Here is a 23,677-nt window from a genome sequence, read left to right as displayed (position 1 = left end):
GGACAAGGACCCCCATGAGCCTGACCATTCGCAACCAGATCCCTGGCACCGTCACCTCCGTCACCGCGGGCGAGGCCATGGCGACAGTCAAGGTCCGTCTCACCGGCGGGCAGGAGATCACCGCGGCCGTGACCCGGGATGCGGTCCAGGAACTCGGTCTCTCCGAAGGCACCCGGGTCAGGGCCTTGATCAAGTCCACGGAGGTCGCGCTGGCCACCGGTCCGGTCCAGGGGCTGAGCATTCGCAACCAGCTCCCGGGCAGCGTCGACTCGATTGCCATCGGCGGCGCCATGGCGGCCGTCAAGGTCTCCGTCCAGGGCGGTGAACTGACCGCCGCCGTCACCAGGGACGCCGCCTTGGACCTCGGCCTGACGGCAGGCTCGCAGGTCGTCGCGCTGGTGAAGTCGACCGAGATCGCCCTTGCCACGTCCTGACGGGAGCGGCCAGAGGCCGACGCCGTCACCAGCCGATCAGCGTCACCGGTGCGGAATACGGTCCACGGTGCGCATGGGGGAACGAGGCAACGCATCATTCGCCTTTCGGGCGAGGGCCCCCGTCGTGCCTGGCCGCCCGAATCGCGACAGGTTGACCTCCGCCGGAAAACGGCAGGAGGTCCTGCCGTTCCGATCGCCGATCGCACCTTCCTGAGGCGGTTCGCGGGCCATCTGGAGAACGGTCAGGCGGGCGTGAGCGACCCGGCGATCATCACCGGCTGACCTCCGGCGTCGAAGCCTGGGCCCCACCGCTTCCAGCGGCGGGGCCCGCTTTATGGCACGGGCACAGAGACGTGGTCCCGCCCCTCCCAGGAGACCCAGATTTCGTTCGGCAGAGCACCGCCGAGAGTCCCGTCCATGAGGAACTCGACGGCCTCGCCCGGCCGCACCACCGCGTCCTCGGGCAGGTTCCGCACGACAGACGGAAGGTTCGCAGGGTTGATGCGCACGTTCTTCAGGGTCTTCCCGCCGACGTTGCGCAGGGCGTACGCGTGACGGCTGATGCGCTCCAGAAGCCAGGGGACGTAGGGGCGGGCGTCCCAAGCGGAGCGATCGTTGGCTGAGGACCCTTGCGGCGCCTCGCCGGCGCCCCCTCCATAGGGAGCGGGCTGCTGCGGATGGCCCCACGAACCCGGAGCACCACCGCCTGGCGGGGTCGAGGGTCCCGGCACAGCGGTCCCAGGTGGCGGATGCCCGTAACCGTACCCGCCTCTGCCTGTCCGCACAGTCTGCGGCTCCGAAGCGTCGTCCGCAGGGTCAGCGACGTCGTTGCGCCTGGGAGGAGCGAGCTGAGCGGCCGACAGACGCCCCAGCATCTCTTCCATGACCAACGCGCGACGTTCGGCGGCCTCGATCTGACGACGCTGCAGCTGCGACGCCTCGGCCTGCAGCTCGTTCTGCCGCGCGAGATCTCGCCGCTGAGTACGAGCCTGGTAGAGCGTCAAGAACGCCGAACCGAGGGCGATCACCGTACTGCCCCAGGACGCGGCGTCGCCCGCCTCAAGTGCCATGCTCACCATGAGGAGATCTTCTCAACACCACACCGCGGCGGTAAGTGTCATTCGCAGAGCCGCGAAGGCGAGATGGCTCATGCCACATCTTCGACGGGCGCGGTCAGTCCTCGTCGGGGGTCAGCCGCAGGGAGATGGAGTTGATGCAGTAGCGCTGGTCGGTTGGGGTGGGGTAGCCCTCGCCCTCGAAGACGTGGCCCAGGTGAGAGCCGCACCTCGCGCAACGGACCTCCGTCCGCACCATGCCGTAGGACCGGTCTTCCAGCAGCTCGACCGCGTCGGAGTCCTTCGGGTCGAAGAAGGACGGCCAGCCGCAGTGGGATGCGAACTTCGTGTCCGAGCGGAAGAGTTCAGCGCCGCACGCCCGGCAGGAGTAGACGCCGGACGTCTTGGTGTCGGTGTACTCGCCGGTGAAAGCGGGCTCGGTGCCGGCCTGGCGGAGGACGGCGTACTCGGCGGGCGACAGCTCCGCGCGCCACTCCTCGTCGGTCTTCTCGACTTCGTACGCCATGTCGTTCCTCTCCTCAGCTCTCGAGGCTCTCCAGGCGGGCGAGGATCCTGGGACCCAGCTCGGTCACATCGCCCGCCCCCATCGTGAGAACCAGATCACCGCGCTTCGCCATTCCCGCGATCACATCCGGGATCGCGTCCATCGAGTGCCCGGCGCGCACGTCCGCACCCTTGGCCGCCGCCGCGTCAATGATCAGCTCGCTGGTGACACCGGGTACCGGGTCCTCCCGGGCCGGGTAGATGTCCAGGACGACGGAGGCGTCGGCGAGGGCCAGGGCCTCGCCCATCTCGGCACCCAGCTCCTGCGTACGGCTGAACAGGTGCGGCTGGAAGACCACAAGCACCCGCCCCTCCCCCGCGCCACCGCGGATCGCCTCGAGGTCGGCGGTGATCTCGGTGGGGTGGTGCGCGTAGGAGTCGATGACCTGGACGCCGGCCGCGGTGCCCTTGAGCTGGAGGCGGCGCTTGACGCCGGTGTACCTGCCCAGGGCGGGGGCCAGCTCCGCTGCGGGCACACCCAGGGCGGTGCCGGCGGCCAGCGCGGCGACGGCGTTGAGCGCGTAGTGGCGGCCCGGCACGGAGACCGTGAAGGTCAGCTCCTCCTCGTCGAGCCGGACGGTGACCTCGCTGGCCAGGCCCTGCGCCGCGATCTTGAGGACACGCACCTCCGCGTCGGCGGCCTCGCCGTACGTCACGACCCGCAGGTCCGCACGCCCCGCCACCCGTCGGATCAGCTCGCGCGCGCCGTCGTGGTCGGCGGAGACGACGAGCGTGCCGCCGACGCGGATGCGGCCCACAAACGTCTCGAAGGACTCGTAGATCTCCTCCATCGAGGCGTAGTTGGCGTGGTGGTCGAGCTCGACGTTGAGGACGATGGCGACCTCGGGCGCGTACTTGTGGAAGCTGCGGTCGCTCTCGTCGGCCTCGGCGACGAAGATCTCGCCGCCGCCGTGCCGGGCGTTGGAGCCAGGGGCGTCGAGGTCGCCGCCGATGGCGTACGACGGGTCGAGGCCGAGGGCGGTGAGCGACACGGCCAGCATCGAGGTCGTGGTCGTCTTGCCGTGGGTGCCGGCGACGGCGATCGGACGCAGGCCCTCCATCAGCGTGGCGAGGGCGTCCGAGCGGTGCACCACGGGGATGCCGAGCTCGGCGGCCCGGGCGAGCTCGGGGTTGTCGGTACGGATGGCGCTGGAGACCACCACGCAGGTCGCGTCGTCGGCGAGGTGGTGGGCGGCATGCCCGATGTGCACGGTGGCGCCGAGGGCGCGCAGCGAGTCGACGGTGGCGGACTCACGCGCGTCACTGCCCGCGACGCATGCGCCACGCATGGCGAGAATCTTGGCGATACCCGACATTCCGGCCCCGCCGATGCCGATGAAGTGCGGTCGGTCCATGGCGGACGGGACGGCCGGTGCCATGCATGTCTCCCCAGGTCGGTGTCGCGGTGCGCCCGCCCTGGCCGGGCAGGCGCGGGGCCAAGCCTATTCGGTGTGGGCGTACAGCTTGAGCACCGGGACGCCGACCTTGTGCCGGGCGCGGGAGGTCCAGTCGCGGTGGAAGAACTCCTCGACGAGGTGGGGGCGGGTCAAAACGATCACCTCGTCGGCGTTGGTCTGCTCGACGACCCCCTTCAGCAGGTCCAGCGGGTGCTTCTCCACGATCTGGCCGACCGCCTCGCACCCGGCGGAGCGCAGGGCTTCGAGGGAGTGGCTGAGGGCGCGCTCGGCGGGCTCCAGGGCGGCGTGGCCGCTGCGCTCCTCGCCCTCGTGCACGGCCTCGTCCAGCTCGCCGAGGGCCACGTCGTCGAGGGCTCTGAGCAGGCGGTCCTGGTCACCGTGAGGCTGCATGAGGACGACGAAGGAGACACGCTCGTCGCCGTGCAGCGTGGTGACGAGCTCCACATCAGTGGGCACCAAAGGCTTCTCGATCATGAGTACGGAGGTGAACACGGCAGGAGCCCTTCTTCCTCTCGGGCCGTGAAGGCCCCAGAACCATCCTGCCCCGTGCCCCGCACGGGGCCTGCGTGTCTAAGTGTGCCCCTCGGACACTAATCGGAACGATCAATTCCGGCGCCTGTCAGACCTTGCGGTAGCGGGTGAAAAGGAACCCGCTCTCCTCCAGAACGGACGCCAAAGCGAACCGTTCCGGTTCAGCGAGCCAGGGACCGTCCATGATCCTCGGAGCCGCGCCGACGGTGACGAGCGGAGCGAGCGAGAGGCACAGCTCGTCGAGCACTCCGGCCACGGCGAACTCGCCGAGGAGCCGGGGTCCACCCTCGGTCAGCTGCCGGGTCAGGCCCCGCTCGGCCAGTGCCTGTACGGCCCTCGCGGGCTCCACACCCTCGCCCTCACCGGCGAAGATCACCTCGGCGCCGGCGGCGCAAGCGGCCGTGACCCGGTCGGCGTGGGCCGCCGCACCGGTCAGCAGCAGGGTGGGAACGAGCGGCTCCGTGAAGAGCGGAAGCGAGAAGTCCAGGTCGAGGCTCGCGGTGACCACGGCGATCGCGGGGGCGGCGGACTGGCCGAGCGCCGCGCGGCGGGCGGCGAACGCCTTCCGCTCCCGGGCGGGCCGGTAGCCCTCCTGCCGTACCGTTTCCGCACCGACCACGATCACATCGGCCAGGCCGCGCAGCACCCCGAAGATCCGCATGTCGGCCTCGGAGGACAGCGGCTGGGAGCGACCGTCGTGGTGCGCGGCACCGTCCAGCGAGGCCACCATGTTGCCGCGCAGCCAGGCGCCCCCGGCTCGCTCGCCGGTGCTGTCGGGATAGGCGTACAGCTCGGCCAGCTCGTCGAGATTCCACTCGCGCTCGGTGGGATCTGCGCACTGGGCGTTCGGTGGGAACAGGCATCGCATGCGGGCAGTCTGGCACGGAGCCCCTTGCCCGGGGCGCTCGTGGCGGTAAGGGAGCGTGGGCGGCGATCTGCGTGCCCTCGCCATGGTCGACCCAGCGGAGTGGGGCGGGGCGGCAATGCCGGGACTCACCCGGGAGGGATTACGCTGGGTCGCTGTGTCGTCCTCCTTCCCCGCTTCCGAGCCGCAGCCGAGCCCGATAGCCGATGAGTCCCCCGACGGGGCGCCGCTGTCGCTGTGCGCCCGCGAGCCGCATGTGCCCGCCGACCGCCTGGTAGCGGAGATGGTGCCGCCGCCTCGCTTCGGCGCCGTCCGCTTCGACACCTATGTCCCCGACCCGGCGCAGCCCAGCCAGAGCGAGGCCGTACAGATCCTGCGCGGCTTCGCCGCCGGGATCAGCGGCGGTGCGAGCGCCGTCGGTGGGCGCCGCCGCTGGTTCTCCCGGAAGCCGGCCGCCCCGGCCGGGCCCCGCGGTGTGTATCTCGACGGCGGTTACGGCGTCGGCAAGACGCACCTGCTCGCCTCCCTCTGGCACGCCACCCCCGCCGCCCCCGAGCACAAGGCCTTCGGCACGTTCGTCGAGCTGACCAATCTCGTCGGCGCCCTCGGCTTCCAGCGGACGGTCCAGACCCTCAGCGGGCACCGTCTGCTGTGCATCGACGAGTTCGAGCTGGACGACCCGGGCGACACCGTGCTGGTCTCCACCCTCCTCGGCAAGCTCGTCGACGCGGGCGTCGCACTCGCCGCGACCTCCAACACCCTGCCCGGCAAGCTCGGCGAGGGCCGCTTCGCCGCGGCGGACTTCCTGCGGGAGATCCAGGGGCTGTCCGCCCACTTCCGGACCCTGCGGATCGACGGCGAGGACTACCGCCACCGCGGTCTGCCCGAGGCCCCGCCCCCGTGCTCCGACGAGGAGGTCACCCGGGCCGCGTACCGCACCGCGGGGGCCACCCTCGACGACTTCCCCTCCCTGCTGGAGCACCTGTCCAAGGTCCACCCCAGCCGCTACGGCGCGCTGTGCGACGACATCGATGTGGTCTGCCTGACCGACGTCCAGCCCGTCCCCGACCAGTCGACGGCACTGCGGCTGGTGGTGCTGGCCGACCGGCTGTACGACCGGGAGACGCCCGTGCTCGCCTCGGGTGTGCCGTTCGACCGGCTCTTCAGCGAGGAAATGCTCAAGGGCGGCTACCGGAAGAAGTACTTCCGGGCGATCTCGCGGCTCACCGCGCTCGCCCGGGACGCAAAGCCACTCGTAGCGGCACAGGTTCCGTAGCGGCCGCGCCATGGACGTCACGACCGAGTAGGCCCACTACGAGGCCGATCCGGCGCCTTGCAGCTGACCGCACCAGGTCACCTCGCTACCGGGCAAACCCTGGCTGACGCGGCACTAGCCGGAGCAGGCGGTGCGCTGGGCCTCCTGCCACTTGCAGACCGGGCAGAGGGTCACGCCGCCCTGTGACGCTGGGTACTCCGTCGGCTCACCGCACTGCACACAGTCCGCGTACGGCGGCCCGGCCGCCGTACGCGCAGGCCCGTCCGCCTCGGCCTGCCGCGGCGGGGCGGCGTAGCAGTCGCTCGTACGGTTGTCCATGGGGTCGGAGCCTACTGGGACGGGCCGTCCTGGTTCTGGCGGCTGGCAGACTGGGGCGCGTGACCCGTACAAGCCCCAGCACCGGCGCCGGCCAGGACAGCAGCGCCGGCACCAGTCCGTTCCAGCACGAGGCCGAGGCGCGGGACGCCGCCCCGCAGTTCGTCCTCCCTCTCGTCGTCCGGATCGAGCGGGCCGCGCCGCCGGCCCGTACGGACGCCCTGGAGACGGCGGCACGCGCGGTCCTGGTGATGCTGTCGGACGAGCGGTCCGCCGCCCCGGGCGGCGAGTGGTACCAGGCCGTGCAGGACTGGCAGGACGCCCGGATTCGCAAGGTGGTGCGGCGGGCGCGGGGCTCGGAGTGGCGGCGCGCCGGGGCGCTGCCGGGCATCACGGTCACGGGCGGCTCGGCGGAGGTACGGGTCTTCCCGCCGGTACCGCTCGACGCCTGGCCCAAAGACCTGGCCAGGCTCCAGGTCTCCGGCACCGAACTGGACGACCCGGAGCCGCCCGCGGCCCCTGACCTGTCGCAGCCGGTGCTGTGGCTCAGCCCAAAGATCGACATGTCGGCCGGGAAGGCGATGGCCCAGGCGGGCCACGGCGCCCAGCTGGCCTGGTGGGAACTCTCTGACGCCGAGCGGGAGAAGTGGCGAGCGGCCGGGTTCCCGCTCGCCGTGCGGACGCCGGACGCGGACCGGTGGGCGGAACTGACCGCGAGCGGGCTGCCCATGGTCCGGGACGCGGGCTTCACCGAGATCGCCCCCGGGTCCTGCACGGTCGTGGCGGACCACCCGGCCTTGCGAGGGAGTCGGTCCTAAAGGACGGCACATGGGGCTTGGCGCGACCTTTGGGCCATAACGGGACGCGCAACACCGGGACTCGGACGTACAGCCCGCCAGACGCCAGGAGTTCGCAGATTGCACCGTTCACGGCTGGGATGCAGCGGCCGCGCACGGCAGGCCCCAGCCGGTCATGGACACGGCACTCTCCGCCGATCGAGCGGGTACCGGAGCAGGAAGGCACACGCGGGCCCGCAGACGTATTCCGCTACGCGTACCGGCCACGGACGGCCCCCCGCCCGGACCGGGCGCTCGCCCGGCTGGGCTGGTCACCAGGCTGAACCTCCCCCGCCACCCGCTCGAGAGCCCGGGATGAACACAACGGCCGTGCGATCCGTACACCACCGTGGCGCAGCTTCGCCGAACGTGACCCAAGTCGCTTGACCGACCGGGCGGTTCGCGCTTGGCTGACCCAACTCGACCCGCTCTGCGTGCACATTCGCAGAACGGAAGTCTGCGCCCAGCGCACACCGTGCGCCGCCCTGGCAGGAGACACACGACAGATGCGACTCATAGGAAACATCAACGGGACCAAGCTGATCATCGTCGCCCTGGTCGCGACCCTCGGCGCGCTCATCTACCCGGTCTGGTCCTACGCCGACCGTTCGGGGACCGGCGCGGCGAACCTCGAGTCCGGGACCGTGCCCACGAAGTGGGGCCCGCTGACCGCCCCGGACCGGGACTTCCTCGTCCGGGTGCGGCTGGCAGGGCTGTGGGAGCTGCCCGCCGGCCAGCAGGCCATCGAGCGCGCCCCGACCCAGGCGATCCGGGACACGGGCGACCACCTGATCGTCGGCCACACCGACCTGGACGCCCGGGCCCGCGATGTCGCCGCAAAGCTCGGTGTCGAGCTGCCCAACGAGCCCAACGAGCAGCAGCAGGGGTGGCTGAGGGAGCTGTCGGCCGCCCGCGGCATGGACTACCAGCGGAAGTTCGCCAACCTCCTCCGCTCGGCGCACGGCAAGATCTTCCCGATGATCGGGGCGATCCGGAACAGCACCCGCAACACCCTGATCCGGGAGCTGGCCGACGCCGCCAACATCACCGTCCTGGACCACATCACCATGCTGGAGCGCACCGGACTGGTCGACTTCGACGCCATCGCCGCCGACTCCGTGGCCGGTTCCACCGCCAGCCCGACCGGCCCGCCGCCGCCCACCTCGACCGTGCTGCCCTCGCCGGTCCCGGTCACACCGAACGGCAACGAGAACCTGACGTCCAAGCCGTCCGCCGAACCGACGGGCCAGGCCGAACCCGGTTCCGCCACCGAACCCACAGCGAACTCCACGGCGCTGTCGGTGTCCGGATCCGGCTATTGACGTCCACGCCGTAGGCCCCGATGAGGAGATGCGAGGGACAAACCTCAAATCATCCTCTGAACCCGGGCGCTCCAGGGTTCGGCGCGTTGAGGCCGGGCCATCACTCCGGCACCTGACTACGGATCACGGTCGATCACGCGACGCGAAGGAGGGGAACCATGGAGCGCCTGGGAATGGGCATCGGCTGGCGGCCCGAGATAGCCGGGACGGTGGAGCGGCTGCCCGGCCTGGACTGGGTCGAGGTGGTGGCCGAGAACATCTGCCCGGGCCACCTGCCCGCATCGCTGCTGCGGCTTCGCGAGCGCGGGATCACCGTCGTCCCGCACGGGGTGTCGCTGGGGCTCGGCGGCGCCGACCGGCCCGGCGAGGCGCGGCTGGCGGCGCTCGCCGAGCGGGCGGAGGCGTTGGGCTCGCCGCTCGTCACCGAGCACATCGCATTCGTACGGGCCGGGGGGCCGCTGACCGCCTCACCGCGGCTGGAGGCCGGACACCTGATGCCCGTACCGCGCACCCGGGAGGCGCTGGACGTGCTCTGCGCGAATGTCCGGATCGTCCAGGAGGCGCTGCCGGTGCCGCTGGCGCTGGAGAACATCGCGGCGCTGATCTCCTGGCCCGGCGAGGAGCTGACGGAGGGGCAGTTCCTCGCCGAGCTGGTGGAGCGCACCGGGGTGCGGCTGCTGATCGACGTGGCGAATCTGCACACGAACCATGTCAACCGCGGCGAGGACCCCGCCACGGCACTCGACGAACTGCCGGTCGAGGCCATCGCGTACGTGCATGTGGCGGGCGGGGTGGAGCGGGACGGCGTCTGGCACGACAGCCATGCCCACCCGGTGCCGCAGGCGGTTCTCGACATCCTCGCCGAGCTGTGCGCGCGGACGGACCCGCCGGGCGTGCTGCTGGAGCGCGACGAGGACTTCCCCTCTCCGGAGGAATTGGCGGGCGAACTGGACGCGATACGGACCGTGGTCCGAGGCACGGACGCGTCGCCGGGCGCAAGCGACGACGAGGGGGCTCGGGCCAGGGCGCCCGGCGGCGTACGGCCGGACGCCTCGGAGGTGGCCGAAGGCACGCGGCAGCGGCTCGGGCTCGTACAGGCCGCACTGCTCTCCGCACTCGTCGCCGGAACCCCGGCGCCCGAAGGCTTCGACCGGCAGCGGCTGCGCGTCCAGAGCCGCGCGCTGGTGGCCAAGCGGGCCGATGTGGTCGCCAAGGTCGCGCCCGAGCTGCCGGAGATTCTCGGCGCCGGTTACCGCCCGGCCTTCGTCCGCTACGCCCAGACCGGTCCGATGACCGGCGGCTACCGCCGCGACGCACTGGACTTCGCGGAGCATCTCCTGACCGCGGGCGAGCCCGCCGATGACGCGGCAGCTCGCCGGCGGCTCGAGCAGTGGTGGCGGGAGCGCTCGGGCCCGGCGCCGCTGCGATCCGGCCGCCTGGCACGCCTCCTGCGCACCAGGCCCCGGCCTCGGCGGAATCCGGCGCCCGCCGCCCCGCATACGGCAGCGTGAGGCCCGCTGCTCTGCTCCGACTGCCGCCTCGGCTGCGGCAGTTGACCGACGTCGCACCGAGGACTCATCGACACCCGCGCCGGTGGACGGCGTCCGCGCACGTCCGCATGGTGAATAAGGCATGGCGGGCGGTGAAAGCGTCCAGTAGAACACCGCCATGTGGGTGCTCTTCCTCGTCGTCGCCTGGGCCGCCGTCCTCATCTCGTGCGTCCGCCTGTGCCGGGCGGCCCTCGCTGCCGCCGACGAGCCGCGCCCCGAGCCGGGCGCGCCTGAGCACCACCGGCTCGAGTGCTTCATCTCGCTGTACGAAACAGCGTTCCTCGCGGGAGGCCCGCAGCGGGTCACCGATCTGACCCTGGTGTCGATGTCGCGCGAGCGCCGTCTGCTGTTGGCGCACACCGGCTGGGCCACCGTCGTCGATCCGGACGGCCGTGATGAGCTGGAGCGCTCGGTGATCACCGCGATCGGCCCCGACGGCCAGTCCCGGATACCGGCGATACGCGCCGCACTCTCCACCGCCGACTCCGTACGGGCCCTCGGTGAACGGCTCACCGCGGCCGGACTGGCGGTGCCGGCCACCGCTCGTACGGAGGTGGCCGACGCCGTACGACAGTTGCGGGGCGCCGCCCTGCTGGTGCTGATCACCGGCGCGACCGCCGTGTTGACATTGGCGCCGGAGGGCGGCCAGGGTGCGGTCGCGGCTTGGTTCGCGCTGCCGCTCGTGCTCGTCGCCGGCTGTCTGGGCATCGCGCAGATGGAGATGCACCCCTACAGCAGCTGGGCGTCCCCCGCCGGACAGCGGCTGCTGGGCCGTATCGACCCGCCAGGGCGCCCGGCCGCTGGGGGGCGCCCCGACGACCCCTCGCTGCTCACCGCGCTCGCCGTGCACGGGCCCGCCGCCCTCCCCGATCCCGCGCTACGGGCCGCGCTCGCCGGAGGCCGCCAGGCCCGGCGGTGGCGCGGCTCCACCTGACCGCGGCAGTCACCGGCCCAGGCATGCACCGCTGATCCCCGGGTGAGCAGGCCGAGCGGTGCGCCATGGTCCGCCCGAGGGCATCGGCCCCGACACCACAGGCCGGTCCTTTACTTACTCATCAGCCCCACGAATCATCCCTTTCATCATTTTTCATACGAAGGGATGGCTTAGTGAGAGGAACAGCGCTGTACGGCGTCCTTGGGTCGCTGGTACTTGCCGCAGTCGCCACCGCCCCGGCCGGCAGCGCCAGTGCGGCCCACACCCCGGTCAGCAGAACCCCCGAGGCCCAGAGCGCCCCCGAGGCCCAAGGCACCGTCGTGGCCGCCAAGCACGCCGCGGCCGCCGGAATCACCTTCGGCAACTGCCCGGACACCCAGGACCTCCCCGCCCCCGTCCAGTGCGGCACCGTCACCGTGCCGCTCGACTACGCCCACCCCGACGGCCGGCAGCTCAAGCTCACCGTCAGCCGTCTCCGCGCTTCCGGTAAACCCGCGGCCCGCCAGGGCGCCCTGGTGTTCAACCCGGGCGGACCCGGCGCCTCGGGCATCGACTTCCCGCTGTACGCGGGACTGCCCGAGTGGCACCGCCTCGCCCGGGCGTACGACTTCGTCGGCTACGCGCCGCGCGGTGTCGGCGGCTCCGCGCCGCTGTCCTGCCAGGAGCCGGCCGCGTTCACCAAGGCCCCGACCAACTCCCAGGAGCAGCCGTCGCAGGCCTACAAGGAAAGCCGTAAAGCACGTGCCCTCGCCTACGCCTCGGGCTGCGCCGCCCGTATCGGCCCGTCCCTGCGGCACTACACCTCGCTCAACAACGCCCGCGACCTCGAGGTGATCCGCGCGGCGCTCGGCGAGCACCGGCTGAACTTCATCGGCGCCTCGTACGGCACCTACTTCGGCGCCCTGTACGCCACGCTCTTCCCCGGCCACGTGCGCCGCATGGTGTTCGACAGCGCGGTCGACCCCGACCCGCGGAAGATCTGGTACGGCAGCAACCTCGACCAGTCGCGCGCCTTCGAGCGCCGCTGGGCCGACTGGCGCAGGTGGGTCGCCAAGCACGACGCCGCCTACCACCTGGGGCGCACCGCGCAGGAGGTGCTGCGCAATTACCGGAAGGCGCAGGCGCGTCTGGAGCGCCGGCCCGCCGGCGGCGTGGTCGGGACGGCCCAGCTCCAGGCCGCGTTCCTCCTGGTCGGCTACTACGACAGCTACTGGCCGTGGCGCGCCCAGGCGTTGTCGGAGTATCTGCGCGGCAACCCGAAGCCGCTGATCCAGCAGGCCGCACCGCATCCGGAGACCGCACAGACGGAGGAGAACGGCAACGCCGTGTACACCGCGGTCGAGTGCAACGACGCCCCCTGGCCGCGCAGTTGGCAGACCTGGGACCGGGACAACACCAAGCTCGCGCGCACCGCGCCGTTCGAGACGTGGGACAACGCGTGGCTCAACCTGCCGTGCGCCTACTGGAAGCAGCCACAGCAGCGGCCGCTCGACGTCCGTACGGCACCCGGGGTGCTTCCGCCGGTCCTCATCCTGGCCGCGGAGCGGGACGCGGCGACGCCGTACGAAGGGGCGGTCCGGCTGCAGCGCAGGCTGTCCGGGGCCTCGCTGGTCACTGAGCGCCGAGCGGGCACGCACGGCATCGCGGGCGGGCCGAACGCCTGCGTCAACCGGTACCTGGACACGTATCTGCTGCGCGGCCAGACCCCGGGACCGCGGGCGTACTGCGGGCCACGGGCGGAGCCGCGGCCGTCCCAGGCGCAACTGCTGATGCTGCCCAAGGCGCAGCGCAACGGGCGGCCGTTGCCCTGACCAGCAGCCACAGCGGGCCGCTCCGCGCCACCGCGCGGGGCGGCCCGCTTCGTACCGCGGGGCCTGCGGGCCTCAGGCCAGACCGGCGACGAGCTCCGCGACCGGCTTGCGGCGGCCGGTGTAGAACGGCACCTCCTCGCGGACGTGCAGCCGCGCCTCGGAGCCGCGCAGATGGCGCATGAGGTCGACGATGCGGTGCAGCTCGTCCGCTTCGAAGGCCAGCAGCCACTCGTAGTCGCCGAGCGCGAAGGAGGCCACGGTGTTGGCCCGGACGTCGGGGAAGCCGCGGGCCATCTTGCCGTGTTCGGCGAGCATCCGGCGGCGGTCCTCGTCGGGCAGCAGATACCAGTCGTAGGACCGGATGAAGGGGTAGACGCACACGTAGTCGCGGGCCACCTCGTCGGCGAGGAAGGCCGGGATGTGCGACTTGTTGAACTCGGCGGGGCGGTGCAGCGCCATGTTCGACCAGACCGGCTCCATGGCGCGGCCGAGCCGGGTGCGGCGGAAGAGGTTGTACGCCTCCTGCAGGGCGTCGGCGGTTTCCGCGTGCCACCAGATCATCAGATCCGCGTCGGCCCGCAGACCGGACACGTCGTACGTGCCGCGCACCGTGACATCCTTCGCCGCCAGCTGCTCGAACAGCTCCTCCACCTCGTCGGCGTACCCGGAGCGGTCCTCGGGCAGCACATCGCGCAGCCGGAACACCGACCAGAGCGTGTACCGGATGACCTCGTTGAGGTCCTTGGCCTTCTTGCCGGCGTTCGGGATCTTCTCAGGAGCAGCAGTCATGCTGTCTATTCTCGCTCCCCTTGCCGGGGGCTCGGCGCCAGGGTGGCGAGCAGGGCGTCGGCGGCGGTGCGGGCGCTCGCGATGCAGGCGGGAATGCCCACGCCGTCGTACGCCGCGCCGCACACCCGCAGGCCCGGCAGCTTCGCCACCTGCTCGCGGATGCGGGCGACCCGGTCCAGATGGCCGACCGGGTACTGCGGCAGGCCGCCGTCCCAGCGGGTGACCTCGGCCGCGACGGGCTGGGCCTCCAGACCGACGGCCTCGCGGAGGTCGGCGCGGGAGACCTGGACCAGCTCGGCGTCCTCGCGCCGCAGATCGTCCTCGTCGCCGAACCGCCCGATGGAGGTCCGGAGCACGAACAGGCCGGGGTCGGCATCCGCGATCCAGCCCCACTTACGGCTGGCGAAGGTGGACGCCTTGATGGTGCGGCCGTCGACGGGCGGCACGAGGAAGCCGCTGCCCTCGGGCATTCCGGCGATGGCGAGGTCAGCGCTGCGGTAGGCGAGCGTGACCAGGGCCATGGAGGCGTACTGGACGGTGGCGAGTTCGGCCGCCGCGGCCGGGGCGTCGGCGCGCAGCAGCCGGGCGGCGGCCGGTGCGGGCACGGCGAGCACAACGCCGTCCGCCTCGATCACGCGGTCGTCCTGGGTGGCGATCCGCCAGCCGCTGCCGGTGCGCCTGAGCTCGGTCACGGACACACCGGTGAGAATCTGGGCGCCCGCGGCCCTGCAGGCGTCGGCGACGGCGAGCGGCAGCCGTCCGACGCCGCCGTCGATGCCCATGAAGACCGGTCCCGCCGGCTGCCCGTTGCCGCCGTCGATGCCCAGTCCCGCCTGCTGCTGGGCGGCGGCCCGCCGCTGGACGTCCCGGACGGCGTCGAGCAGCGAGTGGTGTGATCGCGCCGCCTCGAACAGCTGCGGTACGGCGGCCCGCATCGAGATCCGGTAGGCGTCCCCGGCGTAGACGCCGCCCAGCAGCGGTTCGACGAGCCGGTCGACGACCTCGTGGCCGAGGCGTTCGGCGACGTACGCCCCGATGGCCACGTCCTCGCTGACCTCCATCGGCGGCAGCTCCCGCTCGCGCTCGATGCGCTCCAGGCCGGACTCGGAGATCACACCGGAGGCGGCGAGCGGTGCCAGGTCGCCGGGCACCCCCATCACATGCCCCTTGGGCATCGGCCGCAGCCGGCCGCGCGTCCACAGGGCGGCGGTGGTGGTGGCGGGGGCCTGGAGCCGGTCGGCCAGCCCCACCGCGCGGGCCAGCTCCACGGCCTCCGGCCGCCGCGCGAGCATCGCCTCGGCGCCGAAGTCGACCGGTACGCCCGCGATCTCGCCCGCCCGGAGCTTGCCGCCGAGCCGGCTGGAGGCTTCGAGCACCGTCACTCGGGCGACGCCGCCGTCGAGCAGCCGGAGCGCGGCCGTCAGCCCGGAGATCCCGCCTCCGACGACAACGGCATGGCCCGTGTGCTTGTCCGCCTCGCTCATGCCCCCACTGTCTCAGACCCCGGAACGAGTCCCGACCGTGACCACTTCGGGACCGTGCGATGGCAACCCGGCTCCCACCCGAGCCGTCCAAGGGGCAACAACCAACCACTGTGGGGGCCCGATGAACAATCCAACGACACCCTCGAGGCGGCCGTCGGCACGGCCTCGGCCACTCGCCCTGCTGGGCACCGTGCTGCTTGCCGCCTCGCTCGGGCTGTCCGGCTGCAGCAGTGCCGTGGAGGAGAACGCCAAGTCCGCCGCGCCTGACCGAGCCGCGGCACACGGCGACACCGATGCCAAGGGCGGAGGCGGGGCCGTCGAAGGCGGCCCTCGGCAGCCGGGTAATCCGGCCATGAGCGCGGCACCCAGGACGCCGAAGCTCGGCCCGTCCCACATCATCCGCACCGCCCGCCTCACCGTGCGCGTCAAGCACGTATCCACAGCCCTCGACACCGCGCGGACCACCGCCGAGAGCGCGGGCGGCTACGTCGGCGACGAGACCACCGGCCGGGACCAGAGCGGTCACGAGCAGTCCCGGCTGGTACTGCGCGTGCCCCAGGCGGAGTACGAGAGCGTCCTGGGCGACCTCGGTGACCTGGCCAAGGGCGGCGGCCGGCTCGTCGAGCGCAAGGTCGACGCCAAGGACGTCACCGACCAGGTGGTGGACGTCGAGAGCCGGATCAGGTCCCAGGAGGCCAGCGTCGCGCGGGTGCGGGAGCTGATGGACAAGGCGACGAAACTGAGCGATGTCGTCATGCTGGAAGGAGAGTTGAGCAACCGTCAGGCCGAGCTGGAGGCGCTCAAGGCGCGACAACAGTCTCTGAAGGAGCGCACCAGCATGTCGACCATCACCCTGATGCTGGTCGAGACCGAGCCGAAGAAGGACAAGGACGATGACGGGCCGGGCTTCCTGGACGCCCTGGCCGGCGGCTGGGTCGCGTTCGTCACGATCGTCCGCTGGATAGCGGTGGCGATCGGCGCAGCACTGCCCTTCGCCGCGGCCCTGGCCCTGCTCGCACTGGTGTGGCGGGCAGTGCGTGGCCGGCTGCCCGAACGCCCGGACAGCGGCGGGGCCACGACGGAATCCGCCACCACGCCGGACCGCACATAGCGGCTGCGGCGTCTCGTAGGGTCGGCGGGCGGTCTGGCGCACGCCCGCCGACCTGCGCATACGTATGCGAGGCAGCGAGATGCTCGCCGGGCGGCAGGTGGGTAGGCGGATCGCAAGGCGCGAGAGCGGGCCCACGCATGGGGCTGGAACCCGGATATCCTGCGCGGCTCTGCTCCGCTCCGGAACTCGGTGATAATCGCCCACATGCCCGAACTCACCCGGATACCGACCGTCGCGGCCCCGCCGCGCGCCTCCCGCAGGGAGCGTGCGGTGGCCTCGCTGCGCGTCGCCGCACCCGCCCTGCTGGCGTACGCCGCGGTGCGGCTGACCGGGCTGGTGATCCTGGGTGTGGCAGCCGCGGCCGCCGGGAAGAGCCCGCACACGCTGCTCAGCGCACGCTGGGACTCCTTGTGGTACGCGCGTATCGCCGACGGGGGATACAGCTATGCGGTCCAGCTCCCGAACGGCGACCTCCACTCCAGCCTGGCCTTCTTCCCCCTGCTGCCGGCCCTGGAGCGGGCGATCTCCGCGATCAGCCCGCTGAGCGCCGGGGACGCGGGTCTGCTGGTGAGCTGGCTCGCCTCGCTCGTCGCCGCGTGGGGGATCTACGCGGTCGGTGAGAGGCTGCGCGGGCGGGCGGCGGGGGTAGTGCTGGCCGCGCTGTGGGGCGCCTACCCGACCGCGTTCGTGCAGTCGATGGCCTATACCGAGACGCTGTTCACCGCGCTGGCCGCCTGGGCGCTGTACGCGGTACTGACCGGGCGCTGGGTGACGGCGGGCGGCTTGGCCCTGGCCGCCGGACTGACCCGGCCGTCGGCCGTGGCGGTCGTGGCGACGGTCTTCATCCCGGCCGCCGTGGTTCTGATCCGGGAGTACCGCGCGGGTACACCGCCGGGCGAGCTGCTGCGCGGGCACACCCGCATGCTGCTGGGCATTCTGCTCGCGCCGCTGGGCTGGCTGTCGTACGTGCTGTACGTGGGCGTGCGGCAGGGCAGCGCCTTCGGCTACTTCGAAGTACAGGGGCAGTGGGGCAACGGCTTCGACGGCGGTCGGGCGCTGGCCGGGTTCGTATGGCAGAACCTGACCACGAACGTTCTGGCCGGGCTCGGGCTGTGCGGGGCGCTGGGCCTGGTCTTCTGGCTGGTGTGGCTGTGTGTACGGCAGCGGCTGCCGCTGCCGGTGCTGGTGTACACCGGCGCGGTGGTGATGATCTCGCTGGTCGGCGCCGGGTACTTCGGGTCGCGGCCGCGGTTGATGATGCCGGGGTTTCCGTTGCTGCTGCCCGCGGCGGTGGCGCTGCTGAGGCTGCGGCCCGCGCGCCGGGCCTGGATCCTCAGCGCGGCGGCCCTGGCATCCGCCGCCTACGGCGCGGCCACCCTCCTGGGCTCCGGCCCGCCTTGATCACACACAGGTGTGGGCAGTCGCCCCGCTGGGCTGGGGGCACCACCCAGCGGTAGCCCCTTGGGCCTGACGGCCCTGGAGGTGCGCCCAGGGGGAGGGTGGGCACACCGCGGTCACCGGCGTGCAGCCGCGTACGAAGCAGCAACCCCCATCGAGGGTTCGCGCCGGATGCGGGTCCGGCCCGCCATAGCCCACAGCGTCAGTGGGCCGTCTCCGTGTGGACGAAGTCCACGAGGCGGCTGAGCGCATCGGGGTCCGTCGAGGGAAGCACCCCGTGGCCGAGGTTGAACACATGGCCCTCCAGCCCGCGCGCCGCCCCCAGCACCTCCCGCGTCTTCTCCTCGACCGCCTCCCGCGGAGCGAACAGCACCGCCGGATCGAGGTTCCCCTGGAGCGCCTTGCCGGGGCCGACCCGGCGCGCGGCCTCGTCCAGCGGCACCCGCCAGTCGACGCCGACGACATCCGCCCCGGCCTCGCCCATCAGCCCGAGCAGCTCGCCCGTACCGACGCCGAAGTGGATACGCGGCAGGCCGTAGCCGGCGACCGCGTCGAAGACCTTGGCCGAGGCCGCCATCACCGAGCGGCGGTAGTCGGCGGGGGCGAGCGCGCCCACCCAGGAGTCGAAGAGCTGCACCGCCGAGGCACCCGCCTCGATCTGCACCTTCAAGAAGGCGGCGGTGATGTCCGCGAGCCGGTCCAGCAGATCGGCCCACAGCTGCGGATCGCCGTACATGAGCGCCTTGGTGTGCTCGTGGTTGCGGGACGGGCCGCCCTCCACGAGGTAACTGGCGAGGGTGAACGGCGCTCCCGCGAAGCCGATCAGCGGGGTGGCGCCCAGCTCGCCGACCAGCATGCCGACGGCCTCGGTCACGTACGTCACGTCGTCCGGCTCGAGCGCCCGCAGCCGCTCCAGGTCGGCGCGGGTACGGATCGGCTGGGCCACGACCGGCCCGACGCCGGGCTTGATGTCGAGGTCGATGCCGATGGCCTTCAGCGGTACGACGATGTCGCTGAAGTAGATCGCCGCATCGACCTTGTGCCGCCGGACCGGCTGCAGCGTGATCTCCCTGACGAGGTCGGGGCGCATGCAGGAGTCGAGCATCGGGATGCCCTCGCGCACCTTCAGGTACTCCGGCAGCGAGCGCCCAGCCTGCCGCATGAACCAGACCGGGGTGTACGGCACCGGCTCGCGGCGGCACGCCTTCAAAAACGCCGACTCGGCGACGGCTGTGCTGGTCTGCTGCTGGCCCGACGGGCGCTCGTTGGCACTCACGTCCAGAATCTTCGCATGCGGCCGTCAAGACGGTGTGTGCACCCGGGTGTCCCTACCCGGCGAAGTCTCCGGTTCCGCCTAGTCTTCCGGGCATGGCTGCGGCTGAGGGACGACTTTCGGATGACGCTGACGGCACGGACAAGACGCAAGGGGAGGAGACGCCGCTCCCTTTCCGGCAGGCAGTCGAAGCGCTGCGCACCGCACGGCTCCGGCCCGAGATGGAGATCGACCAGGCCCGACCGCCGCAGCGGCTGGCCCCCTTCGCATACGCACTGGAGGCCGCGGTCGTCCAGGACGGAGCCGATCTGGCCGACGGACGCCTGGTGCTGCTGCACGACCCGGCCGGGCATGACGCCTGGAAAGGAACCTTCCGGCTGGTCACCTTGGTGCGGGCGGAGCTCGAACCGGAGATGGCGGCCGACCCGCTGCTGCCCGAGGTGAGCTGGTCCTGGCTGACCGGCGCGCTCGAGGCCCGCCGGGTCGCGTACGGGGAACCGAGCGGGACCGTGACGCTGGCCGGCTCGCACTACTTCGGCGGCCTCGCCGACCGCGCCCCGGCGACGCAGATCGAGATCCGTGCGTCGTGGACGCCGCACGAAGGCACCCGCGGGGTGCCTGACACGGCCGCGCATCTGGCGGCCTGGTGCGAGCTGCTGTGCCAGATCGCCGGGCTGCCGCCGGCCGCGGGCTCCGACGCCGCCGTGGTACCGCTGCCGCAGCGCCGCGGCCCGCAGCCCCACTGAACCTCCGCGCCCGGGCCGACCACCTGCCCCTGGCCTCCGTACGGCGGTTGTCACGCCCGTTCGTGCCCGCTCACCGCCCGCGCCGCGTTCATTGCTGATCGATCGCGCATCCGAATTGCCCGAATTGTTACTCACTGAATCGTGATCTTTTGCTAAAGCCGCTCGCGGATGCTGCCGAAGGAGTCTGTGACCCTTCCCGTAGGGATCGCCCCGACTCACCCCCAAGTCGGCCCCGTCCCCGCCACTTCCCCCAGGAGGCCTGGTGTCCGTTCTCCTCGAGCAGCCCGCAAGCCTGGTCGCCTACCGCCCGAACAAGCCGACGGCCATGGTCGTCGTCGCCGATCCCCGCGTCCGCTCCACCGTCACCCGCCATCTGTGGGCTCTCGGGGTGCGTGACGTCATCGAGGCGTCTTCGATCGCGGAGGCCCGTCCCCGGATCGGCAACCCGCGCGACATCTGCGTGGCCGATGTCCACCTCCCCGACGGCTCCGGCCTCACCCTGCTGTCGGAGACCCGGGCCGCAGGCTGGCCGAACGGCCTCGCGCTTTCCGCCGCCGACGACATCGGCGCCGTACGCAATGCCCTGGCCGGCGGTGTCAAGGGCTATGTCGTCACCGGCACCCGTACCAACCTTGGTGTCCCGGGCCGGCCGGGCGCCTCGCCGGTCGGCGCCGCCGCGGCCCGGATGCAGCGCCGCCCGCCGGGCATGCCCGGGCACCCGGGCGGCTACCGCGAACTGTCCGGACGTGAGGTCGAGGTCCTGCGGCTGGTTGCGGAGGGCCAGTCCAACAAGGCCATCGGCGTCTCGATGGGACTGTCCGCGCTGACCGTCAAGAGCCACCTCGCCCGCATCGCCCGCAAGCTCGGCACCGGCGACCGGGCCGGGATGGTGGCCGTCGCCCTGCGGACCGGCATCATCCACTGACCACGAAGAGCTGAAAGAACACGCGCTCCCGTCGACGGAACGTTCCGTCGACGGGTGCGCGACATCCATAGATACCCTTGACTGGTGACCGACGCCCAAGACACCGCAGCAGACCAGACACTGCGCAGCCCCGGGGACGCTCCCCCGGACCTACAGTCGGCGCCGGTCCCTCTCCTTGAGCCCCGCGAGGGCATTCCGCCCGTGACCTCCACCCCGGAGGCGCTGCGAGAGGTGGTGGCGGCCTTCGCCGCCGGCACCGGCCCCGTCGCCGTCGACGCCGAGCGCGCGTCCGGCTACCGCTATGGTCAGCGGGCCTATCTCGTGCAGCTCAGGCGTGCCGGAGCGGGCACAGCCCTGATCGACCCCATCGGGTGCCCGGACCTCGGCGGGCTGGGCGCCGCGCTCAGTGACTGCGAGTGGGTGCTGCACGCCGCGACCCAGGACCTGCCCTGTCTGCGCGACATAGGCATGACGCCGGTGCGGCTGTTCGACACCGAGCTCGCCGGGCGGCTCGCGGGGTTCGCCCGGGTCGGGCTCGGCGCCATGGTCGAGAGCGTCCTCGGCTACGCCCTGGAGAAGGGGCACTCCGCCGTCGACTGGTCCACCCGGCCGCTGCCCGAGCCATGGCTGCGGTACGCCGCGCTCGACGTCGAGCTGCTGGTCGACCTGCGCGACGCGCTGGAGAAGGAGCTGGACCGGCAGGGCAAGCTGGACTGGGCCCACCAGGAGTTCGCGGCGATCGCCACCGCACCGCCGCCCCCGCCCCGCAAGGACCCCTGGCGCCGCACCTCCGGCATGCACAAGGTGCGCCGGCGGCGGCAGATGGCCGTGGTACGGGCGCTGTGGTACGCCCGTGACCGGATCGCGCAGCGGCGCGACGTCTCACCGGGCAAGGTCCTCAGCGACGCCGCGATCGTGGAGGCGGCCCTCGCCCTGCCACGGAACGTCCACGCGCTCGCCGGGCTGCCGGGCTTCGGGCACCGGATGGGACGCAAGCAGCTCGAGCAGTGGCAGGCGGCCGTTGACCAGGCCCGCGAGCTGCCGGACTCAGAGCTGCCGCAGCCGGGCCAGCCCGTGGCCGGACCTCCGCCGCCGCGCGCCTGGGCGGACAAGGACCCGGCGGCCGCCGCCCGGCTGTCGACGGCCCGGGCCGCGGTGACGGCTCACGCGGAGCGGCTGAACCTGCCCCAGGAGAACCTGATCACGCCCGACACGGTGCGGCGGCTGTGCTGGGAGCCGCCGGCCGAGCCGACGGTGGAGGCGGTCTCGGAGTTCCTCGCCCAGCACGGCGCCCGGCCCTGGCAGATCGAGCAGACGGCCGCGCTGCTGGCCGGGGCCCTGTCGACCACGTCTCCCTAGCCGCTCGCATCCGCCTTCAGGCGACCACCACGCGCCACCGGGCCCGACCGACGCGCCGGGGCGGTGCCGCAGACGGCTCTCGACCGGGAAACACGGTGGGCGGCACCCACTCGGGTGCCGCCCACCGTGTTTCCGGGTGCCCCGCCCCAGGTACCTGTTCGAGCGCGACATCGCAGATCCGGGCGGAGGTGAGCCCCCATGACCAAGCGGCCGCGCGAGGGAACCGACTGTGATCTGCGACGCTCCGGGCGGCAGGGGTGGGCAGCATGGTTACCCGTAAGTAGCATGTGCTTCAGAGCCGCCGCAGGCAGCCTCGCCTCAGCGCCGCCACCGCCACCCGCACCGCGGAGCGGTCCCCGCGGCCAGCGGCCCCGCAGTGCCCGTTCCGCATCAGGAGGAGAGCCAACGTGCCTCGTACCGCCAGGGATGTCGTCTTCGTCGACGGCGTCCGCACCCCGTTCGGCAAAGCGGGCCCGAAGGGCATCTACCACGAGACCCGGGCCGACGACCTGGTCGTCAAGTGCATCCGCGAGCTGCTGCGCCGTAACCCGAACCTGCCTCCGGAGCGCATCGACGAGGTTGCCATCGCAGCCACCACCCAGATCGGTGACCAGGGCCTGACCCTCGGCCGGACCGCCGGCATCCTCGCCGGCCTGCCGCAGTCGGTCCCCGGCTACTCCATCGACCGGATGTGCGCCGGTGCGATGACGGCCGTCACCACCACCGCGGGTTCCATCGCCTTCGGCGCCTACGACCTCGTCGTCGCCGGCGGTGTCGAGCACATGGGTCGGCACCCGATGGGCGAGGCCGTCGACCCCAACCCGCGCTTCGTGTCGGAGAAGCTGGTCGACGAGTCCGCCCTCTTCATGGGTATGACGGCGGAGAACCTGCACGACCGCTTCCCGCACATCACCAAGCAGCGCGCCGACGAGTACGCCGTGCGCAGCCAGGAGAAGGCCGCCAAGGCGTACGCCGACGGCAAGATCCAGGCCGACCTGGTGCCGATCTCCGTCCGCCGTACCAACCCCGAGGGCGGCGAGACCGGCTGGGGCCTCGCCACCGCGGACGAGCCGATGCGGCCCGGCACCACGCTGGAGAGCCTGGCCGGCCTGAAGACCCCGTTCCGGGCGCACGGCCGCGTCACCGCGGGCAACGCGGCGGGCCTGAACGACGGTGCCACCGCCTCACTCGTCGCCGCCGAGGACGTGGCGCGCGAGCTGGAACTGCCGGTCAAGATGCGCCTGGTCTCCTACGCCTTCGCGGGCGTTGAGCCCGAGGTCATGGGCATCGGCCCGGTGCCGTCCACCGAGAAGGCGCTGGCCAAGGCGGGCCTGTCGATCGACGACATCGGCCTGTTCGAGATCAACGAGGCCTTCGCCGTCCAGGTGCTGGCTCTGCTCGACCACTACGGCATCGCGGACGACGACCCGCGCGTCAACCAGTACGGCGGCGCCATCGCCTTCGGCCACCCGCTCGCGTCCTCCGGCGTCCGGCTGATGACGCAGCTGGCGCGGCAGTTCGAGGAGCAGCCGCACGTCCGCTACGGCATCACCACGATGTGTGTGGGCTTCGGTATGGGCGGCACCGTGATCTGGGAGAACCCGCACTTCGAGGGAGCAGGCAAGTGAGCGAGCGGAGCGAGCGAACCATGGGAAGGTGCACGACGTCGGCATGGCCGACC

Annotated in this window: 22 protein-coding genes; 13 read left to right on the top strand and 9 right to left on the bottom strand. The window is 72.1% G+C overall.

Going from position 1 to position 23,677, the window contains the following annotated elements; all coding sequences use genetic code 11:
* Window positions 1-14: 14 nt before the first annotated feature.
* Window positions 15-434 (top strand): TOBE domain-containing protein, encoded by a 420-nt coding sequence (locus ACY34J_RS01675; RefSeq protein ID WP_462724457.1) that lies wholly within the window; start codon window positions 15-17, stop codon window positions 432-434.
* Window positions 435-766: 332 nt separating this feature from the next.
* On the opposite strand, the gene ACY34J_RS01670 is transcribed toward ACY34J_RS01675, so the two are convergent.
* The 5 genes from ACY34J_RS01670 to ACY34J_RS01650 form a co-directional block, all read right to left on the bottom strand.
* A complete protein-coding gene (locus tag ACY34J_RS01670; RefSeq protein ID WP_462724456.1) occupies window positions 767-1,513 on the bottom strand; it encodes a hypothetical protein in 747 nt (248 codons plus the stop codon).
* Window positions 1,514-1,607: 94 nt separating this feature from the next.
* Window positions 1,608-2,015, bottom strand: a complete 408-nt coding sequence (msrB, locus tag ACY34J_RS01665; protein ID WP_462724455.1) for a peptide-methionine (R)-S-oxide reductase MsrB — start codon at window positions 2,013-2,015, stop codon at window positions 1,608-1,610.
* Between the two features lie 13 nt (window positions 2,016-2,028).
* Window positions 2,029-3,432 carry a UDP-N-acetylmuramate--L-alanine ligase gene (gene murC, locus ACY34J_RS01660; protein ID WP_462724454.1) on the bottom strand — a complete coding sequence of 468 codons (1,404 nt, stop codon included), beginning with the start codon at window positions 3,430-3,432 and terminating at the stop codon, window positions 2,029-2,031.
* A 63-nt stretch (window positions 3,433-3,495) separates the two neighbouring features.
* Window positions 3,496-3,963 carry an indole-3-glycerol phosphate synthase gene (locus tag ACY34J_RS01655; protein WP_462724453.1) on the bottom strand — a complete coding sequence of 156 codons (468 nt, stop codon included), beginning with the start codon at window positions 3,961-3,963 and terminating at the stop codon, window positions 3,496-3,498.
* 127 nt (window positions 3,964-4,090) lie between these two features.
* Entirely contained in the window at window positions 4,091-4,870 is a 780-nt protein-coding gene (locus tag ACY34J_RS01650; RefSeq protein ID WP_462724452.1) for a pyrimidine reductase family protein, read from the bottom strand.
* A gap of 154 nt (window positions 4,871-5,024) precedes the next feature.
* On the opposite strand from ACY34J_RS01650, the gene zapE reads away from it, so the two are divergent.
* Window positions 5,025-6,143 (top strand): cell division protein ZapE, encoded by a 1,119-nt coding sequence (gene zapE, locus ACY34J_RS01645; RefSeq protein WP_462724451.1) that lies wholly within the window; start codon window positions 5,025-5,027, stop codon window positions 6,141-6,143.
* Window positions 6,144-6,257: 114 nt separating this feature from the next.
* Here zapE and ACY34J_RS01640 read toward each other — a convergent pair whose 3' ends face one another.
* The gene (locus ACY34J_RS01640; protein ID WP_462724450.1) at window positions 6,258-6,461 is read right to left on the bottom strand and encodes a hypothetical protein; all 204 of its coding nucleotides are present in this window, start codon (window positions 6,459-6,461) and stop codon (window positions 6,258-6,260) included.
* A 59-nt stretch (window positions 6,462-6,520) separates the two neighbouring features.
* Between ACY34J_RS01640 and ACY34J_RS01635 the strand changes: the two genes are divergently transcribed.
* The 5 genes from ACY34J_RS01635 (at window position 6,521) to ACY34J_RS01615 (ending at window position 12,911) form a co-directional block, all read left to right on the top strand.
* Entirely contained in the window at window positions 6,521-7,276 is a 756-nt protein-coding gene (locus ACY34J_RS01635) for a peptidyl-tRNA hydrolase (protein ID WP_462724449.1), read from the top strand.
* Window positions 7,277-7,809: 533 nt separating this feature from the next.
* Window positions 7,810-8,616 carry a DUF4142 domain-containing protein gene (locus tag ACY34J_RS01630; protein WP_462724536.1) on the top strand — a complete coding sequence of 269 codons (807 nt, stop codon included), beginning with the start codon at window positions 7,810-7,812 and terminating at the stop codon, window positions 8,614-8,616.
* 158 nt (window positions 8,617-8,774) lie between these two features.
* Window positions 8,775-10,127: an MbnB/TglH/ChrH family RiPP precursor modification enzyme gene (locus tag ACY34J_RS01625; RefSeq protein ID WP_462724448.1), complete on the top strand. Its 1,353-nt coding sequence runs from the start codon at window positions 8,775-8,777 to the stop codon at window positions 10,125-10,127.
* Between the two features lie 157 nt (window positions 10,128-10,284).
* Entirely contained in the window at window positions 10,285-11,100 is an 816-nt protein-coding gene (locus ACY34J_RS01620) for a TIGR04222 domain-containing membrane protein (RefSeq protein WP_462724447.1), read from the top strand.
* A gap of 173 nt (window positions 11,101-11,273) precedes the next feature.
* Window positions 11,274-12,911, top strand: coding sequence for an alpha/beta hydrolase (locus ACY34J_RS01615; protein WP_462724446.1), 1,638 nt, complete (start codon window positions 11,274-11,276; stop codon window positions 12,909-12,911).
* A gap of 72 nt (window positions 12,912-12,983) precedes the next feature.
* Here the strand turns inward: ACY34J_RS01615 and hemQ are convergent, their stop codons facing one another.
* Entirely contained in the window at window positions 12,984-13,700 is a 717-nt protein-coding gene (hemQ, locus tag ACY34J_RS01610; protein WP_462724445.1) for a hydrogen peroxide-dependent heme synthase, read from the bottom strand.
* Window positions 13,701-13,705: 5 nt separating this feature from the next.
* Window positions 13,706-15,184 carry a protoporphyrinogen oxidase gene (gene hemG / locus ACY34J_RS01605; protein WP_462724444.1) on the bottom strand — a complete coding sequence of 493 codons (1,479 nt, stop codon included), beginning with the start codon at window positions 15,182-15,184 and terminating at the stop codon, window positions 13,706-13,708.
* Window positions 15,185-15,374: 190 nt separating this feature from the next.
* Here hemG and ACY34J_RS01600 point away from each other — a divergent pair, with 190 nt between their 5' ends.
* Together ACY34J_RS01600 and ACY34J_RS01595 are read left to right on the top strand one after the other, a co-directional pair.
* Window positions 15,375-16,295 carry a DUF4349 domain-containing protein gene (locus ACY34J_RS01600; RefSeq protein WP_462724443.1) on the top strand — a complete coding sequence of 307 codons (921 nt, stop codon included), beginning with the start codon at window positions 15,375-15,377 and terminating at the stop codon, window positions 16,293-16,295.
* 204 nt (window positions 16,296-16,499) lie between these two features.
* Window positions 16,500-17,696: a hypothetical protein gene (locus ACY34J_RS01595; protein WP_462724442.1), complete on the top strand. Its 1,197-nt coding sequence runs from the start codon at window positions 16,500-16,502 to the stop codon at window positions 17,694-17,696.
* Window positions 17,697-17,895: 199 nt separating this feature from the next.
* Here ACY34J_RS01595 and hemE read toward each other — a convergent pair whose 3' ends face one another.
* Window positions 17,896-18,969 (bottom strand): uroporphyrinogen decarboxylase, encoded by a 1,074-nt coding sequence (hemE, locus tag ACY34J_RS01590; RefSeq protein ID WP_462724441.1) that lies wholly within the window; start codon window positions 18,967-18,969, stop codon window positions 17,896-17,898.
* A gap of 92 nt (window positions 18,970-19,061) precedes the next feature.
* On the opposite strand from hemE, the gene ACY34J_RS01585 reads away from it, so the two are divergent.
* From ACY34J_RS01585 to ACY34J_RS01570, 4 genes are all read left to right on the top strand, one after another.
* Entirely contained in the window at window positions 19,062-19,712 is a 651-nt protein-coding gene (locus tag ACY34J_RS01585) for a DUF3000 domain-containing protein (protein ID WP_462724440.1), read from the top strand.
* A gap of 262 nt (window positions 19,713-19,974) precedes the next feature.
* Complete coding sequence (locus tag ACY34J_RS01580) at window positions 19,975-20,637, top strand: LuxR C-terminal-related transcriptional regulator (protein WP_462724439.1); 663 nt, start codon at window positions 19,975-19,977, stop codon at window positions 20,635-20,637.
* A gap of 84 nt (window positions 20,638-20,721) precedes the next feature.
* Complete coding sequence (locus tag ACY34J_RS01575; protein ID WP_462724438.1) at window positions 20,722-21,996, top strand: HRDC domain-containing protein; 1,275 nt, start codon at window positions 20,722-20,724, stop codon at window positions 21,994-21,996.
* Window positions 21,997-22,403: 407 nt separating this feature from the next.
* A complete protein-coding gene (locus ACY34J_RS01570; protein ID WP_462724437.1) occupies window positions 22,404-23,624 on the top strand; it encodes a thiolase family protein in 1,221 nt (406 codons plus the stop codon).
* Window positions 23,625-23,677 lie beyond the last annotated feature (53 nt).

It is taken from the genome of Streptomyces sp. HSS9-12, assembly GCF_054963655.1.
Note: the sequence above shows the minus strand (reverse complement) of the source record. Positions and strands in the feature narration are given on the sequence as shown.

What these genes read in the sequence shown, in the direction of transcription:
- ACY34J_RS01675 (WP_462724457.1), top strand. Translation starts at nt 15, where the DNA reads ATGAGCCTGACCATTCGCAACCAGATCCCTGGCACCGTCACCTCCGTC.
- ACY34J_RS01585 (WP_462724440.1), top strand. Translation starts at nt 19,062, where the DNA reads ATGGCTGCGGCTGAGGGACGACTTTCGGATGACGCTGACGGCACGGAC.
- ACY34J_RS01640 (WP_462724450.1), bottom strand. Translation starts at nt 6,461, where the DNA reads ATGGACAACCGTACGAGCGACTGCTACGCCGCCCCGCCGCGGCAGGCC.
- hemG (WP_462724444.1), bottom strand. Translation starts at nt 15,184, where the DNA reads ATGAGCGAGGCGGACAAGCACACGGGCCATGCCGTTGTCGTCGGAGGC.
- ACY34J_RS01620 (WP_462724447.1), top strand. Translation starts at nt 10,285, where the DNA reads ATGTGGGTGCTCTTCCTCGTCGTCGCCTGGGCCGCCGTCCTCATCTCG.
- murC (WP_462724454.1), bottom strand. Translation starts at nt 3,432, where the DNA reads ATGGCACCGGCCGTCCCGTCCGCCATGGACCGACCGCACTTCATCGGC.
- hemQ (WP_462724445.1), bottom strand. Translation starts at nt 13,700, where the DNA reads ATGACTGCTGCTCCTGAGAAGATCCCGAACGCCGGCAAGAAGGCCAAG.
- ACY34J_RS01625 (WP_462724448.1), top strand. Translation starts at nt 8,775, where the DNA reads ATGGAGCGCCTGGGAATGGGCATCGGCTGGCGGCCCGAGATAGCCGGG.
- msrB (WP_462724455.1), bottom strand. Translation starts at nt 2,015, where the DNA reads ATGGCGTACGAAGTCGAGAAGACCGACGAGGAGTGGCGCGCGGAGCTG.
- ACY34J_RS01595 (WP_462724442.1), top strand. Translation starts at nt 16,500, where the DNA reads ATGCCCGAACTCACCCGGATACCGACCGTCGCGGCCCCGCCGCGCGCC.
- ACY34J_RS01670 (WP_462724456.1), bottom strand. Translation starts at nt 1,513, where the DNA reads ATGGTGAGCATGGCACTTGAGGCGGGCGACGCCGCGTCCTGGGGCAGT.
- ACY34J_RS01650 (WP_462724452.1), bottom strand. Translation starts at nt 4,870, where the DNA reads ATGCGATGCCTGTTCCCACCGAACGCCCAGTGCGCAGATCCCACCGAG.